The sequence below is a fragment of the Psychrobacter piscatorii genome, from assembly GCF_904846415.1.
Lineage (GTDB): Bacteria > Pseudomonadota > Gammaproteobacteria > Pseudomonadales > Moraxellaceae > Psychrobacter > Psychrobacter piscatorii.
Map to the genome: position 1 here is coordinate 21,691 of NZ_CAJHAR010000014.1, position 17,098 is coordinate 38,788.

Below are 17,098 nucleotides of genomic sequence, written 5' to 3' on the forward strand. Positions count from 1 at the left end.
TTTCCGATACCAAAAAAAAGCCACCCTAGATAGGGTGGCTTTTTTATCACTAATTCATAATCTCATTACTGAGGCTTAGTGATTAGTTCAATACGTTAGCAACAACACCAGCGCCTACAGTACGGCCGCCTTCACGAATTGCGAAGCGAAGACCTTTGTCCATAGCGATTGGGTGGATAAGCTCTACGCCCATCTCAACGTTATCACCAGGCATGACCATTTCAGTACCGTCTTGTAATTGGATTGCGCCAGTTACGTCAGTAGTACGGAAGTAGAACTGTGGACGATAGCCGTTTAGGAATGGTGTGTGACGACCACCCTCTTCTTTTGACAATACATATACTTCAGCGTCAAACTTAGTGTGAGGAGTGATTGAACCTGGCTTCGCTAGTACTTGGCCACGTTGTACGTCTTCACGCTTAGTACCACGTAGTAGTACGCCACAGTTTTCGCCTGCACGACCTTCGTCAAGCAATTTACGGAACATCTCTACACCAGTACAGGTGGTTTTTTGAGTGTCACGGATACCAACGATTTCGATCTCGTCACCAACTTTTACGATACCAGATTCAACACGGCCAGTTACTACGGTACCACGACCTGAGATTGAGAATACGTCTTCGATTGGCATTAGGAATGCTTTGTCAACGTCACGCTCTGGCTCTGGGATGTAGGTGTCTAGTACGCCTAGTAGTTCTACAACGGCTGGTTGGCCGTATTTTTCTTGTGAGCCTTTTAGGGCTTCAGTAGCAGAACCGTGGATGATTGGGGTGTCATCACCTGGGAAGTCATAGTCGTTCAATAGTTCGCGAACTTCCATTTCTACTAGCTCAAGCAGTTCTTCGTCATCTACCATGTCACATTTGTTCATGAATACGATGATGTATGGTACGCCAACCTGACGTGACAACAAGATGTGCTCACGAGTCTGTGGCATAGGGCCGTCAGTTGCTGATACAACTAGGATTGCACCATCCATCTGGGCTGCACCGGTGATCATGTTTTTAACATAATCGGCGTGACCTGGGCAATCTACGTGTGCATAGTGACGGCTGTCTGTGTCATATTCTACGTGTGAGGTGTTGATGGTGATACCACGTGCTTTTTCTTCTGGTGCTGAGTCAATAGACGCGTAGTCTTTTGCTTCGCCACCAGAGGTGATTGCAGCTACGGTTGCGATTGCAGCGGTAAGGGTGGTTTTACCATGGTCAACGTGTCCGATGGTACCGACGTTGACGTGTGGCTTGCTACGTTCAAACTTGGCCTTTGCCATGGGTATTTCCTCTTTTTTTTGGTGAATGATCAATAAAAAGCTGTTTAATGGCTCATAATAAAACTAACTCATCATAAACCTAGCTATCAACCGCACGAATCACTGCTTCTTATCAAACAGCACTTCGAACTAATTTTTGTATCCGTTATTATACGCCGACTTATCTTCAATAGTCATATATCTCTTGCTCGAAACCTATTTTTCTATTATCTAAAGAGGTCTCAAACATGCTACTACTTATAACTGTTTAACGGCTCGATGTGCAACGCTATTATATCAGCTAGATGACATCATCAAACAATCCGTAAAATCCGTTAACATATGAAAAAGCAATCCAATTCCAATGATGTTAAAAGGCTTACGAAAAAAGAGTAAAGCAACATATACCAGCATTGCATAATACGTATGTAGCGGATGGAAATTAATGCTACATCTATTAGCCTGAAAAATCGGGTCTGCTACTAAGTGATCCAAATCAACTAACATAGTCGCGAGCAATATCAGATATGCTTTTTTCCACTCTTTCTTAAAAAATACAACTGCGATAACGAGAGGGAAACCAAAATGCAAAAAGTAATGTATAAACGTTTGCATACTCGTCTACCAGTTTTAATTCTGTTTATATCGAATCATTAAAAACAATATTTATTAATATGCTGACAGCACTAAAAGGCAACACCTCAGTGTCACCTTTAAATCATTACCTGTCGTACTAATTTTATATGTTTCAATATTTTATATTTTCGATATCGACGCAAAGCTATATATAAATAGCAAAACAAGCATAGAGGGTTTACATAATAAATGGAGCTCATATCGAGAATTGAACTCGAGACCTCTCCCTTACCAAGGGAGTGCTCTACCGCTGAGCTATATGAGCGTATAGTATAAACCTTTGAGCTGCACTAAAAAAAATATCACGATACAGTAATAATAACTGATGTCGTGATGAATAATTAATAGGCTTTGCGATGGTGTATATATGGAGCGGGTGGCGGGAATCGAACCCGCGTCATTAGCTTGGAAGGCTAAGGTGTTACCATTATACCACACCCGCATTTACTCTAATCTTAATAACTCTAATTGAGAGTTAGAAACTATATAGAGCATGCTTGGCGCTATAACAAACTTTTAAAAAATATGGTGGTGGGAGAAGGATTCGAACCTTCGAAGCTTTCGCGACAGATTTACAGTCTGTTGGGTTTGACCGCTCCCCAATCCCACCTAAGGGTGCTTTGAACAAAAATGACTTTCATTTAAGACAAATTCATAAAAAGCTACTTTAAAAGAGATGGTGCCGACTGCCGGGATCGAACTGGCGACCTACTGATTACAAGTCAGTTGCTCTACCAACTGAGCTAAGTCGGCTTGTTCTCTCTAAAGTGGTGGCTATTCTATCAAATATTTTGAGATGCGCAAGCCCTTTTTTATCTTTTTTTCAATTATTTTAATAATAATATTTAAGCTACTGATTACGTTGTTATTTTTTTGAGAGGAAAATAACAACGTAATTGCTTTTCTGATCTATTGTGATTATATGCGCTGCATAGCTGGCTATATAACTAGCGAATGCGTAGTCCATTACAGGCCATTTTTACCGCTTTGACCAATGCCAATGCTTTTTTATTGGTTTCATCCCACTCCACTTCTGGCACAGAGTCAGCAACAACACCTGCGCCTGCTTGGATATGGATTTCACCGCGGCGCATCACTGCTGTACGAATAGCAATGGCGGTATCCATATTGCCATTCCAACCTAGATAGCCCACTGAACCACCAAATACTGTCCGACGTACTGGCTCTATCTCATCAATGATTTGCATCGCGCGAATCTTGGGCGCGCCTGATAGTGTACCCGCTGGAAACGTGGCACAAAATACATCTAGCGCATCTTTATCAGACCTTATCGTACCCTCCACATTGGACGCGATGTGCATCACTTGTGAGTAGCGCTCAATAAACATCTTTTCTGTGACTTTGACACTGCCATATTCGCAAACACGGCCGATATCATTGCGACCCAAATCAATAAGCATTAAGTGCTCGGCAGTCTCTTTTTCATCATTGAGCAGTTCTTGTTCAAGTGCCAGATCCTCCGCTTCGTCTTGACCACGCTTGCGTGTCCCTGCCAGTGGCCGTACGGTGACTTTGCCGTTTTCGATACGGGACAAAATTTCAGGAGAAGCGCCAATGATATCAAAGCGTTTGTGATCATCAAGCGTATAACCATGCACCAGAAACAGATACGGCGATGGATTTAGATAGCGTAGTGCACGATAAACAGCCAGAGAGTCGCCTGTGTAATCTGCTGTCAAGCGCTGTGCCGGAACCACCTGCATGACGTCGCCTGCTGCGATATAGTCTTTTATTTTCTTAACGTCACTGCAGTACTTTTCCATACCGGTTTGCGAGATAAATTTTGGTGTGGGCATCACTGGCGCGGACAAATTGGACGGTTCTGCCAACTTCTCTTCAATTTTTTCTAACTCACGGATAGCTAAGCTGTAGCCCTCCTCGGTTTGACAGTCAGCATAGACGATGATCGATAAGGTATTTTCTAAATTATCAAAAACAATGACACTCATGGAAAGCATCAGCCACATATCTGGCATCGACATCGGATTGGGTGCGTCAGATAGGCCCACACTAGGCTCAATGATACGTACCATGTCGTAACCAAAGTAACCGACTAGGCCGCCGCTAAAGCTTGGCATGGTGGCCACATCTTCAGCGGTCGGCATCTGATACTGTGCCATCAGCTGACGGATATAATCAAAAGGATTCTCTACTGCTTCTGTATCGATATGATCGTTCCGCTTGGTGGTCATATTGCCATCAGCGTATTGTAAAATAAGATCACTACCCAAGCCGATCATCGAGTATCGTGCCCAGCGCTCACCGCCTACCACAGACTCAAACAAATAAGCAGAGCCGTTTAAATCACGCACTTTGGAAAATACAGACACTGGCGTCTGTGCATCCATCAAACGTTTTTTTACTAAGGGTGCATGACTAAAACCCCGATCTTTAAACGCTTGATATTCTTGGAAAGTCATCATAGTAACGCTCTCTTAGCAGCATAATGGTAAAAAATAAAACAGTGGACTGAACCATAAAATATAGCGCCAACACCGTATTTGAATGTTGGCGCTATAAAAAGCAGTTTGCTTGCATGACGACTTATACAACAGTTAAGTTCAGGTCTCGACCCTCATAAACTAACTGAGGTAACAGACTGCTTATCAATTAAGATAGCTATGGATAAACGATCGTATTCAAACTATGGATTGATGTCACTACATAACGCCCATGTTAAATAGCCATAATGCCAAGCCAATAATCAAAATGGCAGCAAATACCCATATAAACCAACCACCGCTAGATTTTTTCTCTACTTGTCCTGTATGAGCTGGATTACTGATTTCTTGATCCTTGGCATTATTACCTTCAGTGCCAAGATCATGAGCCTGCCCTAAGTTGGCCGTACCCGAAAATTGCGCGGTCGCTGCTTGCTTGGCTTTTAAAACCTCAGGATCGGCTTCTTCTTGTAATTCAGTCTTTGTCGTTTTATCGTGCTCTTCACTTACTACTGGCTCTTCACTTACTACTGGTTCTTCACTTACTGTTGGCTGCGATACTGATGGTTCATCATCAGTAGATACTGTTGGGGTCAACGGCTCTGTAGTCGTCACAGCTTCTGACTCCATTGCTGTTGACTCAGTCGCTGCTGATACAGGCGTTTCAGATACAGACGTCTCAGATACTATCTCTGACTCTTCTGGTGCTGTTTCAATCGATGCAGGCGTAGCACTTTCTGCGGCCGACAAGACATCGTCGATACCTGTCTCTTTGACTACTGGCTCTTGAGACTCTTGAGGCGCTGGTTCAGTTACTTCCGCTCTGTCAACTACAGGCGCACTTGCTGAATCTACTACGGTGTCTGAAGTAGTATCGACAGATGGATTCTCTGCATCCTCTGCAGCGGGTAAAATCTCTTCAATATTCGTTTGCTTTACGATTGGCTCGCTGGCGATATGTTCTTCGATGATATATTCGTCGTGCAAATTCTCAGTGGCTTCTGCTGGGGCAGTCTCATCACTGACATTACTTACTGCAGCTTCTGTTGTGACTGGCTCTAGTGTCTCATCTGCTTTAGCAGCGACAGGCGCTTGTACCTGAAAGCTAAAGCTTGCAAATCCAAGCGTATCCTCAGCCTGTAGAAGGTTTGATTCGTTGCCCGCGATACGTTGATCATTGATAAAGGTACCGTTAGAAGAGTCCAAGTCTTTTACGTATAACTGACCATCAAGTATGCTTAGAATGGCATGATTGCGAGATACTTGCTTGCTGCCTAGTACCACGTCATTATCACTGCCACGACCAATAGACAAGCTGTCATTGACTGTCAGCGTCAGATCACCCAGCGCCTCTGTTAACGCATTTAGTTGCCAAGTATTCATCTCTGCTGTCGTGCTCACGCTATCTGTATTGTTCGTCATGCTATCACTCCTTATTTTTTCTATTAATTTTCAAACGATTTTAAGCAAATTACTGTCAATTTTTATTCACTGACCACTCTATGATAGAGAGCATAATTAGTTGTCATGTGCTTGGTCTATTTTGGTATAAAGTGAGGCTTGATGACTTTATCAAGCTGGCTATACGGAATGCTCAATACCGGCATACCGTAGGCGTATGGACCGATAGAATAGTGCTGATAACGAATGTTAATCCCTGTCTCTGTCAAGGTCACATTGTCGCTCAGCATAAACGGCCAGCTTTTCTCATAGCTACTGACATCATCAGCGACCGTTTTAACCCATGCTTTATACGCATCATGCGCGAGTGCTTCAAAACGAGGCTTTTTGCCTTTGATTAGCATGTCATCAAGGGTGACTTGTTTTTTGGTAGTCAGATCAAACGTCAGATACTCGCTATAAGGCATGCCGTGTGCACCACCAGTAAAGACGTAGGAGTTGATTTCAAACAGCTCAAAGTTATTAACGTGACCCAAGTAATCAGGCGTCACCATCAAGCTATAAGACCATGAAACCTCTTCAGGCATATCTTGAAACTGCGATGTCGCAAAGTCATTAATCGCAGCAGTTACGTCTGCCTGACTGCTTTTTGTCTTAATAGGTGCTGATTCAGTTGGCTTGCTATTCACCACCAAATTATCGATACGTGCATTGACTGTCTTATTTATCCAGCCATGATTGGTCTTAAGATATTTAATCTCAATTTCTGGGCAATTATCACGCTCAGTACACATCTTTTGAATTTTTTCTGGTAACTGATAATCGAGATATTCTGTTGAGCTGATCAGGCTACCTGCATTTGCGGACAGACTAGCGGCACCCATCAGTAAACCGCTTGCTAAGAGACCAATTCGCCGTATACGCCCTACTCTGCCTGAAGAAATATGCGTCAGCGTGAACCTATTAAGATGAGATTGAACCATAGCTTTCATACATCCCTTTTTATAAATATAAAGTGTTGCATAACATTCTACCGTAACAATGACGCTGTATTGTAGGAACACTGTTTGTGTTTTTGAAGTGTTGCTAATCACTCAAAACCTCTCTTGACTCATTTGTCGCATAGATAACGGACAATAAAAAAGACACGGCTAGCGTGTCTTAATCAATGAACAATACAGTGATACGGCTGATTTGATAACAGTCGTTTTAATGCTCACGCGTGCTGCTAAAGGTGATTTCGGGATAACGATCTTGCATCAACTGTAAGTTGACACGTGATGGCGCAAGGTAAGTCAGATAACCGCCACCATCTAATGATAATTGGTCATGGGCTTTTTTCTTGAACTTCGCCAATGCCACTTCATCATCACAGTGAATCCAGCGCACGGTGGCAATCGATACCGGCTCAAAGGTACATTGTACTTTGTACTCTTCTTTGAGACGATGCGCGACCACTTCAAACTGTAGCACACCAACCGCGCCCAATACCAAATCGTTATTAATCTGCGGCATAAATACCTGCGTGGCACCCTCTTCGCTTAACTGCTGTAGCCCTTTTTGCAATGCTTTTGATTTAAGCGGATCTTTTAGCACCACACGGCGGAACAATTCAGGGGCAAAATGAGGAATACCGGTAAAGCTCAACTCCTCGCCTTCAGTGAAGCTATCGCCAATAGAGATGGTTCCGTGGTTGTGCAAACCAATAATATCGCCCGGATAGGCTTCTTCTAGCGCCTCGCGGTCGCCTGCCAAAAAGGTCAGCGCATCAGCAATACGGACGTCTTTACCCAGACGCACGTGCTTCATTTTCATACCCTTCTCGTACTTGCCAGAGCACACGCGCAAGAAAGCGATGCGGTCACGGTGACGCGGATCCATATTTGCCTGAATCTTAAAAACAAAACCTGTGAAATCGGTCTCTGTTGCTGATACTTTACGCTCAGTCGTTGGATGGGCCTTTGGTGGCGGCGCGTATTTGACCAAGGTATCAAGTACCATGTTGACACCGAAGTTACCCAATGCCGTGCCAAACAATACTGGCGTCATCTCGCCCGCTAAAAACGCGTCAACACTGAACTCTTCTAGCGCCATCTGTACCAGCTCAAGTGACTCCTCAAAGGCATCAAACATCAACTGCCCTAGTCGCTCGCGGATATCAGGATAATCATAACCCTCACGAGTTTCAGAAACGGTCATCTTGCCGCCGTTGCCTTTCTCGTATAAGTAGGTTTTGTTTTCTGCAAGGTGATATACCCCAACAAAATCCTGCCCCATACCAATCGGCCATGTGACTGGCACGCATTTAATCTTTAGTACCGCTTCGATTTCACTCAGTAGCTCAAGCGGCTCACGAATCTGGCGATCGAGCTTATTAACGAACGAAATAATTGGCGTATCGCGCATGCGACAAACTTCCATCAGCTTGATGGTTCGTTCTTCGACACCTTTTGCGCCATCCACCATCATCAATGCGCTATCTACTGCGGTCAAGGTACGATAAGTATCTTCACTAAAGTCGGCGTGACCTGGGGTGTCTAATAGGTTGACCATGTGGTCTTTGTACGGGAACTGCATGACAGACGTGGTGATTGAGATACCACGCTCTTGCTCCATACTCATCCAGTCCGAAGTGGCATGACGATCGGTCTTACGGCCTTTGACTTCGCCCACTACCTGAATCGCTTGTCCCCATAACAGCAGCTTTTCGGTCATGGTGGTCTTACCAGCATCGGGATGCGAGATAATGGCAAAGGTGCGGCGCTTGGCCACTTCTTTGGTTAGTTTTTTTGGATCTACGCTCATAATTTTCAGCTTCAACAGTTGTGTCATTTAGAAGTTAATCTAAATAAATAGAATCAATAATGAGCGTATTGTAGCCGATTTAGCGTTAGGGTGCAGAGTTAGCGTATAAAAAAACACGCTCTATCAGTCAGACAAAGCGTGTTAACAAAATTTTTAACCGTCAGCGTAGGGCTTGCTTGATTTTAATAGTAGCGCTTGATTTGCTCAGCTAAGAAGTCTCCTGCGACCTCATTAACAAGCGTACAATCTACCACGCCAAAGCGGCTATCTATATTCGGATTGGTGCTACCCTTGGCAACATAATTTGCCTCATAGATATCCTTTCCATACTCAACGCCACTATATTCATAGGCAGGTTGATTTTTATATTCAAAGAACATCACCTGCGCTGCTTTTTGCTTATTTGCTATACCAACACCAAACTGAGAGGTTCTATGATCTCTGTCGTCACTAAAGCGTTGTTTGGCAGCGTCGATCCATTTTTCCAATGACGAATAGCCTGTCTTGTTTTTGTCGTTGAAAGCCAAGAATGAGCGCTCGCTTGTCACCACTGGAATATAACAAACGGAGCCTTCTGGAAACGCAACATTAGAGGGGATATTAGAGTAATTACTCAAATCGGTGAGAATACCTCGGCGGTCTTCGATATTCGTGCCAGCACTATAACTGCGGGTCGTTAGACCTGATAAGTTGAGTGTTTGGTAGGTGGTTTCGTAGCCTAGTTTGTTATTACTGTTTTTTTCATAAATAGGACGTTTGACCGTGCGCCCATTGACCTCGATGTCTTTGTTTTCGAGTCGACCTTCGAAATCATCTGCCAGTACCGTTCTGTCTAAATCATTCAGGCTCTGATTGCTATAACTGTTGATGAGATTGGTAGTTTTGATGTTGCGTGCACCTGTGCGATAAGTCTCATCGATGCGCGCAATGGCAGTATCGTTGGCCTTACTATCGTAACTATTGGCAAAGCTCGTCAGCGTAATATTGTCGCTATCAGAACCATAACTGCCGTCATCTACTTCGCAGCCTATCAAAGCAAGCATTGACCAGAAGAAAACACCAGATATCGCAACCACTCTATTCATCGAACAATGTCCTTATGATTTAGATTTTTTATCACCCAATTTGATGATATTAGTATGACCAACCACATGGCTGGCTTCGGTCATTCTGTTTATGAGTACCAGCATCTACTGTTATTGTAGATGGCTCTGAAAGTCATATTTACAAACTTGTCGTAAATATTTACTACCGACTTACTGAGCTGGGCTGATGATTTGTTATCCTAAGCTGCATATTTAGATTCACTATTCAAACCCAAAAACCACAACAAAGGATGTGTTATGAAAACTTTATATTCTACTAAATCTACTGTTACTGGCGGTCGTATGGGTACGGCAACCTTGAGCGATAGCGACCTTGAGATCAACATGACACCACCAGGTGGCAATCAAAAAGGCAATAATCCTGAGCAATTGCTAGCTATGGGCTACGGTGCTTGCTTTGATGGCGCGCTTGGCGTGGTCAAAAAGATGGAAAACGCACGCTTTGGTTCCACAACTGAAACGTCTGTTGATTTGTTACAAGGTGACAACCACGAGTACAAACTCTCAGTAAAGATCCATGTAATCGCCGACAACACTGATCTGTCAGCTGATGAGATCCAAAAACTGGTTGAAAAGGCGCATGACGTCTGCCCATATTCTAAAGCCACACGCGGTAATATCGATGTTGAAGTCTCTTCAGAAGTAAAATAACGTATTATGAGACTCATTATCAATGATTAATTAAGAATATATTAATTATAGAAGAACTCAGCTGGTCTGGGTTCTTTTTTTGTTTGAAATTTTGGTGAAAAAATAAAACTGCTAGAACATCTCGTAACGGTTAAGCAGTTCGGCACGCACTGTTTTTATCGTTATAATAAGGGCATATTTTTATCTAATAGCTGATAAGTGACTTTTATGACTGATAACATAGCTGACAATACCGCCGATAACGACCACAACTCCCATCAAGCACTCGATCCTAAAACCTTACCGAATTTTGACGACATGCCTAACGTCGCACTGATGGATACCAGTCACGTAGACAAAGATCAGCCCCCGTTTATCTTGGTTGACGGCTCTTATTATTTGTTTCGCACCTATCATGCCCTCCCAAAAACCATGCAAAACTCGCAGGGCCTGATTACCAATGCGATACGCGGCACATTGAACGCATTACTCAAACTCATGCGTCGTTATCACCCTACTCATATGGCCGTCTGCTTTGATACCAAGTCGCCGACTTTTCGCCATCATATGTCGTCTGACTATAAAGCAGCTCGTCCGCCCATCGATATAGAACTGGTAGAGCAAATTCCTTATATTCATCGTTTGGTTAGCGCCTTGGGTATTCCGCTATTACGTATTGAGGGTGCAGAGGCCGATGATATCATCGGTACACTTGCCCATCGTGCGGTCGAGCAAGGTCATCATGTCGTCATCTCAACCGGCGATAAAGACATGATGCAGCTGGTCAATGATTGCGTCATCCTAGAAGACAGCTTTACTGGTAAAGTCACGGATACACCAGCGGTTATCGATAAGTTCGGTATTAATCCAAACCAAATGATTGATTTTTTGACGCTCATGGGCGATGCCTCTGACGGTATCAAAGGTGTACCGGGCATTGGTAAAAAAACCGCCAAAGACTTGCTGGTTGAGTACGGTGATATCGAAAACATGCTCAAGCATATTGGCTTTATCAAAGGTCGCGGGGCTAAAGGCTTGATCGAGCACGCCGATGATATTCCTTTTAATAGAAAGCTCGCTACCATCGTAACGAATTTGGAAATCGGCCAAGACTGGAATGATTTAAAAATCAATACCGATCCTTGTGCACATATAGATGAGCTGCGCGAATTGTACAATGAGCTTGAGTTCAAAAATGAGCTGGCGTCGCTTGATCACCCAAACCATCCTGCAAATGGCTCACAAAGCGTTGCTGATAGCCAAGCCAATGCTGAGTCACAAGCGCAAGTTGCCAAATCGCTGCAATCTGCCAATATTGATAATATGACGGGCAGTAACCATGAAGATAAAGCGTGGCATACTGTACTCGACAAGCCTGCGTTTGATAGCTTGGTCAAATTATTAGAAGCGGCTCCGCACTTTGTCATTGATACTGAAACCACCAGCGTCCATTGGCGTGACGCACAAATCGTCGGGCTGTCTTTTGCTGTGCAAGCGCATGAAGCCTATTATATTCCGCTCACCCATAGCTTAGAAGGTGATGAGCTGACAGCAAAACAACTCGACCGCGATACGGTATTGGCGCGCTTAAAGCCTGTGTTAGAGAATCCAAACATCGGTAAAATCGGACAGCATCTGAAATATGACGCGCACATCCTCGCTCACTATGATATTGACTTAGTTGGCGCCATACATGAGCAGCCAAATAACTGGGCGATGGATACCATGCTTGCCAGCTACGTCATCAATGCGGCAGCGACTCGCCACGGTATGGACGACTTAGCGCGCCATTATCTACAAACGCAAACCATCAGCTTTGAGGAAGTCGCGGGCAAAGGGGCTAAGCAAGTCACCTTTGACCAAGTAGCTATCGATATCGCGAGCGACTACGCCTGTGAAGATGCTGATATTACTTATCAGTTATTTGACGTGTTCAGCGTTGAGTTGGCTAACGATGCCAATAATGCCAAATTACTACACGAGCTAGAAATTCCAACGGCAGAGATACTTTGCCAAATGGAAGCACATGGTATTCTCATCAAACGCTCTTTCTTAAACGAGTTATCAAAGCGCTTTGATGAAGAAATCATCGCCCTAGAAAAACGTGCTTATGAAGTGGCAGGTGAAGAGTTTAACTTAGGATCACCTAAGCAGCTTGGTGAGATGCTGTTTGACAAGCTTGGCGTGCCGGGTGGCAAAAAAACCAAGTCTGGTCAATACTCGACTGGTGAAGCGGTCTTATCAAAAATCGATCACCCCTTGGTCGATATTACCTTAGAGTATCGCGGGCTGTCTAAGCTAAAAAGCACTTATACCGATGCACTCGATAATGTCGCAGATGCTGAGACCGACCGCGTGCACACCAGCTATCATCAGGCACTCACCAGTACTGGCCGTCTGTCATCAACCGATCCTAACTTACAAAATATTCCAATTCGTACTGCGACTGGTCGCCTGATTCGTCAAGCCTTTATTGCCCCAGAAGGTCGCGTGATCTTGGCCGCGGATTATTCACAAATAGAACTTCGTCTCATGGCGCATTTTTCAGGCGATAAGAACTTGACGCATGCCTTTAATGAAGGCCTAGATATTCATGCTGCGACTGCCGCTGAAGTACTTGGCAAGGATGTTGCGGACGTAACCTCAACTGAGCGCCGTAATGCCAAAGCGATTAATTTTGGTCTGCTATACGGGATGAGTGCCTTTGGACTTGCCAAGCAATTACAAATGAGTCGCGGTGAAGCACAAGACTATATCGATATGTACTTTGAGCGCTATCCAGGCGTCAAGAACTATATGATCAACACGCGTGCTAGCGCGTACGAGCAAGGCTATGTCGAGACGATATTAGGCCGTAAACTCTATACACCTGATATTAATCATAGCAATCGTATGGTCAAGCAAGGCGCTGAGCGTGCGGCGATTAACGCGCCACTACAAGGCTCTGCTGCTGATTTGATCAAACTTGCCATGATTGCCGTTGATAAGGTATTGCCAAAAGATCAAGCTAAAATGCTGCTACAAGTTCATGATGAACTGGTGTTTGAAGTGGATGCCGATAAAGTAGACGCGGTTAGCCAATTGATTACCGATGCCATGCAAGATGTCTTGACGACTACGGCCGTAGATAAAGGCTGGCATGTCGACTTTGCTGTACCGTTACTAGTTGAGACTGATAGCGGTCAAAACTGGGATGAGGCGCATTAATCATTGTTTTGGTCAACTTAGAACGCTAGCGAGCTTAAAGATATGATGGGTTTTGAAACCCACTGTATCGTCTATATAAACAACCACTTATGACTACTTGGTTATATTCTATGACGTCGTTATTACCATATTGGGTTATAATAGCGTCATAGTAGATTATGCATATTTCGTTAGATATTTTTCGGTTTAGAGTGAGCCTGCGGGCTCACTTTTTTGTTTTTGACACATTCTTTTTGATATGCAGGAGCCAGTTATTTTGAGTTCAGATGGCATTATTGAAGCCCCCGGTATTATCCTATTATTCATCTGCTTGCTACGCTGCACGCAATATTTTATAAAAAGTCACATCAAACAAGTTCAGTCCTTTTGGTTGGCTTCTGTACTTATATTTGTCGCTGTCATTCGTCGGGAGCTAAACTATCTACCAGATTTGTTGGTTCCGAGCGATTTCTCGTTTTTAAATCAATCTTATGATTGGTGGGAAGACAGTGTACTGACCGTTATCTATCTCGTCGCGCTTGGCCTATTGGCCTATTCGAGGCACTACCTTTGGGCAGTATTAAAGAATGTGCCGGTCTCGCTCTACCTCATCGTTACCGCGCTGGCAATCATTCAATATATGGGAGAAAACGCCATTATGTTCCCGCATACATTTGGTGAAATTGTCGAAGAGTTGGCTTAGACTGTCATCTATGGTATTGCCTTGACGTATTTATGGCGATTCAAACTGGCTGATTATGAATCATGTCTTGTGCAGAAATTAAACTATGAGCTCAAACACGCTGATAATTGAAATTATAGTCACGATACTATTAATGACGTAGTAACAAAGATCTTTTAAGCAATTTTATGAAAACTCACGGCTGCTCAATATGAGTAGCCGTTTTGCATTTTGGCAATTGCCTTACATTTTTTGAACATCCTGTCACACCTTACTACTAGTGAAAATCCCAATAACCGTACAAACTTATGGACAGATTATCAATGTCGCTATAAGCAGCGCTTTTATAAGCCCTTACAATGACTTTACTGCTAATAATTACAATAAGGAATGACTTATGGAAAACACAAAGAACCCACTACCAGAAGAGATGGATCATATCGATGGCAATCGCCGCGACAATAATGACAGCACTGACAATCAAGACAACCAGTTGGTCGATTTAGACAATCCGATGCTGCATACGATCGACAACGATGATGTGATTGATAACAGTGCAGGGTTTGATAATTCAGAAGTCGGTAGTGCTGCTACGCAAGGATTAACACCTATGCATCGTCAAAACCTTGATGAATCACGTGTGGATGAAGTTTTGGTTCAGGACAATCTTGATGATAATGATTATCCAGATACAATGGATATTGCTGATAGAGATGCCGCAGAGCGTAGTAATGACGATGATTTTTAGAAATTAGCACCGCGGTTGATATAACCCTTTAGAGCAAAAAAGCACGCTTAATATCGTTAAGCGTGCTTTTTTATACCTAATAACTCTGTTTTCGTTCAAATTTTTGAGCCATACCATTCAAACTATTGATCATTCAAACTATTGATAATGGTTGATCAGTCAGGACATCACGGTAGCTAATATAACAATTCATCATTACCCATGGTACGGCTATGATAACTCCTAAACCTAATGTGATTTTTAGAAAAAATGGCAACACAATAATAAGACCCAGCCCATAAGCAATCATTGGTAATATATTAGCTAAGTACCCTTTAAGACTGAGCTTCATTGCGCTTTTTGGGTCTAAACCATGCAATACAATCAATGCTGGAGCAAACCACATTGCCATTGATAACAGTAAAAATAATACCAATGAGACTAAAATACTAAACACAAAAGGAGTCATTGGGAAGTCACTTATTTTTATCGCTTCAATATCCAACAGGAGCGTTAAAGATATACCGCTAAAGAAAATTAATACAGGTATGAATACAACAGCTAGTCCAATTAAAAACAGAATATTCAGAATAATGATAGATCTTAAGTTTGTTTTGAGCTTAACCCAAAGCTGATGGAGGTCAAGATTTTCATTCTGGAACTGTGCTGAACAAATAAGTATGATAATAGCCGCTGCTATGATGCTTGTAGCTCCAAAGATATAATCAATTATAGGAACATAAGAACCTATGATTGAAATGGCAAACAATATGACACTGACGGCTAACCATGTTAAAAAGTTACCTTTAAACATTTCAAAAGGCTGAATTATCCACTTTATCCCCCATGATACTTTACAAAATCTTGGCTCATCCAATAATTGCGGTAAAAGATTACCATATTCGTCCATTGGCGGAAGGCTTGAAGGTTGGCCATTGGGTTTCTGTACTGATATATATGGTTCCGAACTACTAACGTTAGATATATTGATCCTCAAAAATAAAATCTCACAAATACAAATCAAAAAATCATATAAAACGAAATCTGTTTGGACTATTTTACATATCGAATAGTATAAAACCCAACTTTTATTTATCAAATAGTCAAGACAAAAAAATACCGAACGTTATATCCGGTATTTCTTATAATTATTTTTTCATAGCAACTGTTACATTTAGCCGATTAAACCCAACCATCCAACGTGCCAGCCCAACCTTTCACGAGAGGCAAACTCAATGCTTCAAGCAACTCAATATGCGTCTCATCAAGGTTAAGTGCTGGGATGTAGTGATACTCTTGCCCGCCCGCGTTAAGGAAATTATCACGGTTCTCAATGGCTAACTCTTCTAGCGTCTCGAGACAATCCGCTGAGAATGCAGGACTAATCACTTGTACCGAGCGCACACCAGATTTGCCCCAATCTTCCAGTACCACATCAGTATACGGCTTTACCCACTCTTGCTTACCAAAGCGTGACTGGAAGCTGATGATCCACTCGTCGTCTTTTAGACCAAGAGCATGTGCCACTTGCGCAGCGGTACATTTACAACGCTTAGGATAGGGATCGCCTTTATCAGCATAGGGCTGCGGGATACCGTGAAAGCTAAACATCAGCTTTTCGGGCTTACCATGCTTCTCTTGAAAACGGCGTATCGAGTTAGCCAATGCCTGAATATATAGTGGATGCGCAAAGTAGTCTTTGACAATGGTATAGTTTGGCAAGTTACGTTGCTTAAGTGTCCATTTTGTCAACGCATCATATACCGCGCCCCCTGAAGAGGCTGAATACTGGGGGAATAACGGCAAAATGACAAAGTGATCCACCCCTTCACCGCGCAAAGCATCCATGACATCAGGCAATCCAGGATTACCATAGCTCATCGCAGGATGCACAGAGACGCGAAATGGTGCCACACTATTCGCCAGACGCGGCTCTAATAGCTCAACTTGGCTTTTTAATATCTTACGAATCGGCGAATCACCTTCCCAGATACTGGCGTAAGCTTCTGCCACGCGCTTAGGACGGCTCGGCAGGACAAACAAATTCAAGATAATGGCCCACAAAAACTTGGGAATCTCGATCACTCGCGGATCTGACAAAAACTGTTTGAGATAGCGGCGTACGGCAGGTGCCGTTGGTTCATCTGGCGTACCAAGGTTGACTAACAGGACAGCAATACGTGGAGGCAATTCAGGTTTCATAGCAGCACT

General features: G+C 43.2%; 13 protein-coding genes and 4 tRNA genes. 4 read left to right on the plus strand and 13 right to left on the minus strand.

Annotated features, from left to right (window positions below; translation table 11 throughout):
* Positions 1–82: 82 nt before the first annotated feature.
* The 11 genes from tuf to JMX83_RS08035 form a co-directional block, all read right to left on the minus strand.
* Positions 83–1,273 carry an elongation factor Tu gene (gene tuf, locus JMX83_RS07990; RefSeq protein WP_201599904.1) on the minus strand — a complete coding sequence of 397 codons (1,191 nt, stop codon included), beginning with the start codon at positions 1,271–1,273 and terminating at the stop codon, positions 83–85.
* Positions 1,274–1,549: 276 nt separating this feature from the next.
* Positions 1,550–1,867: a DUF6122 family protein gene (locus JMX83_RS15230; protein WP_071002261.1), complete on the minus strand. Its 318-nt coding sequence runs from the start codon at positions 1,865–1,867 to the stop codon at positions 1,550–1,552.
* A gap of 211 nt (positions 1,868–2,078) precedes the next feature.
* Positions 2,079–2,153, minus strand: a tRNA-Thr gene (locus JMX83_RS07995).
* A 103-nt stretch (positions 2,154–2,256) separates the two neighbouring features.
* Positions 2,257–2,330, minus strand: a tRNA-Gly gene (locus JMX83_RS08000).
* Between the two features lie 84 nt (positions 2,331–2,414).
* A tRNA-Tyr gene (locus JMX83_RS08005) sits at positions 2,415–2,498 on the minus strand.
* A 67-nt stretch (positions 2,499–2,565) separates the two neighbouring features.
* Positions 2,566–2,641: transfer RNA gene (locus JMX83_RS08010), tRNA-Thr, on the minus strand.
* A 194-nt stretch (positions 2,642–2,835) separates the two neighbouring features.
* The gene (trpE, locus tag JMX83_RS08015) at positions 2,836–4,332 is read right to left on the minus strand and encodes an anthranilate synthase component I (RefSeq protein ID WP_201600384.1); all 1,497 of its coding nucleotides are present in this window, start codon (positions 4,330–4,332) and stop codon (positions 2,836–2,838) included.
* A gap of 237 nt (positions 4,333–4,569) precedes the next feature.
* Complete coding sequence (locus tag JMX83_RS08020) at positions 4,570–5,772, minus strand: FHA domain-containing protein (RefSeq protein ID WP_201600386.1); 1,203 nt, start codon at positions 5,770–5,772, stop codon at positions 4,570–4,572.
* 116 nt (positions 5,773–5,888) lie between these two features.
* The gene (locus JMX83_RS08025; RefSeq protein ID WP_227675784.1) at positions 5,889–6,734 is read right to left on the minus strand and encodes a DUF3298 and DUF4163 domain-containing protein; all 846 of its coding nucleotides are present in this window, start codon (positions 6,732–6,734) and stop codon (positions 5,889–5,891) included.
* A 226-nt stretch (positions 6,735–6,960) separates the two neighbouring features.
* Entirely contained in the window at positions 6,961–8,556 is a 1,596-nt protein-coding gene (locus JMX83_RS08030; protein ID WP_201600390.1) for a peptide chain release factor 3, read from the minus strand.
* 182 nt (positions 8,557–8,738) lie between these two features.
* Positions 8,739–9,641, minus strand: coding sequence for a hypothetical protein (locus JMX83_RS08035; protein ID WP_201600392.1), 903 nt, complete (start codon positions 9,639–9,641; stop codon positions 8,739–8,741).
* Between the two features lie 258 nt (positions 9,642–9,899).
* Here JMX83_RS08035 and JMX83_RS08040 point away from each other — a divergent pair, with 258 nt between their 5' ends.
* From JMX83_RS08040 to JMX83_RS08055, 4 genes are all read left to right on the plus strand, one after another.
* Complete coding sequence (locus tag JMX83_RS08040) at positions 9,900–10,313, plus strand: Ohr family peroxiredoxin (protein WP_201600394.1); 414 nt, start codon at positions 9,900–9,902, stop codon at positions 10,311–10,313.
* Positions 10,314–10,520: 207 nt separating this feature from the next.
* Positions 10,521–13,499, plus strand: a complete 2,979-nt coding sequence (gene polA, locus JMX83_RS08045; protein WP_406947622.1) for a DNA polymerase I — start codon at positions 10,521–10,523, stop codon at positions 13,497–13,499.
* A 256-nt stretch (positions 13,500–13,755) separates the two neighbouring features.
* Positions 13,756–14,181: a hypothetical protein gene (locus tag JMX83_RS08050; RefSeq protein ID WP_201600395.1), complete on the plus strand. Its 426-nt coding sequence runs from the start codon at positions 13,756–13,758 to the stop codon at positions 14,179–14,181.
* Positions 14,182–14,557: 376 nt separating this feature from the next.
* Positions 14,558–14,908, plus strand: a complete 351-nt coding sequence (locus JMX83_RS08055; protein WP_075107827.1) for a hypothetical protein — start codon at positions 14,558–14,560, stop codon at positions 14,906–14,908.
* 133 nt (positions 14,909–15,041) lie between these two features.
* Here JMX83_RS08055 and JMX83_RS08060 read toward each other — a convergent pair whose 3' ends face one another.
* Both JMX83_RS08060 and hemH read right to left on the minus strand, forming a co-directional pair.
* Positions 15,042–15,797 (minus strand): BPSS1780 family membrane protein, encoded by a 756-nt coding sequence (locus JMX83_RS08060; RefSeq protein WP_201600398.1) that lies wholly within the window; start codon positions 15,795–15,797, stop codon positions 15,042–15,044.
* 272 nt (positions 15,798–16,069) lie between these two features.
* Positions 16,070–17,089: a ferrochelatase gene (hemH, locus tag JMX83_RS08065; RefSeq protein WP_201600401.1), complete on the minus strand. Its 1,020-nt coding sequence runs from the start codon at positions 17,087–17,089 to the stop codon at positions 16,070–16,072.
* Positions 17,090–17,098 lie beyond the last annotated feature (9 nt).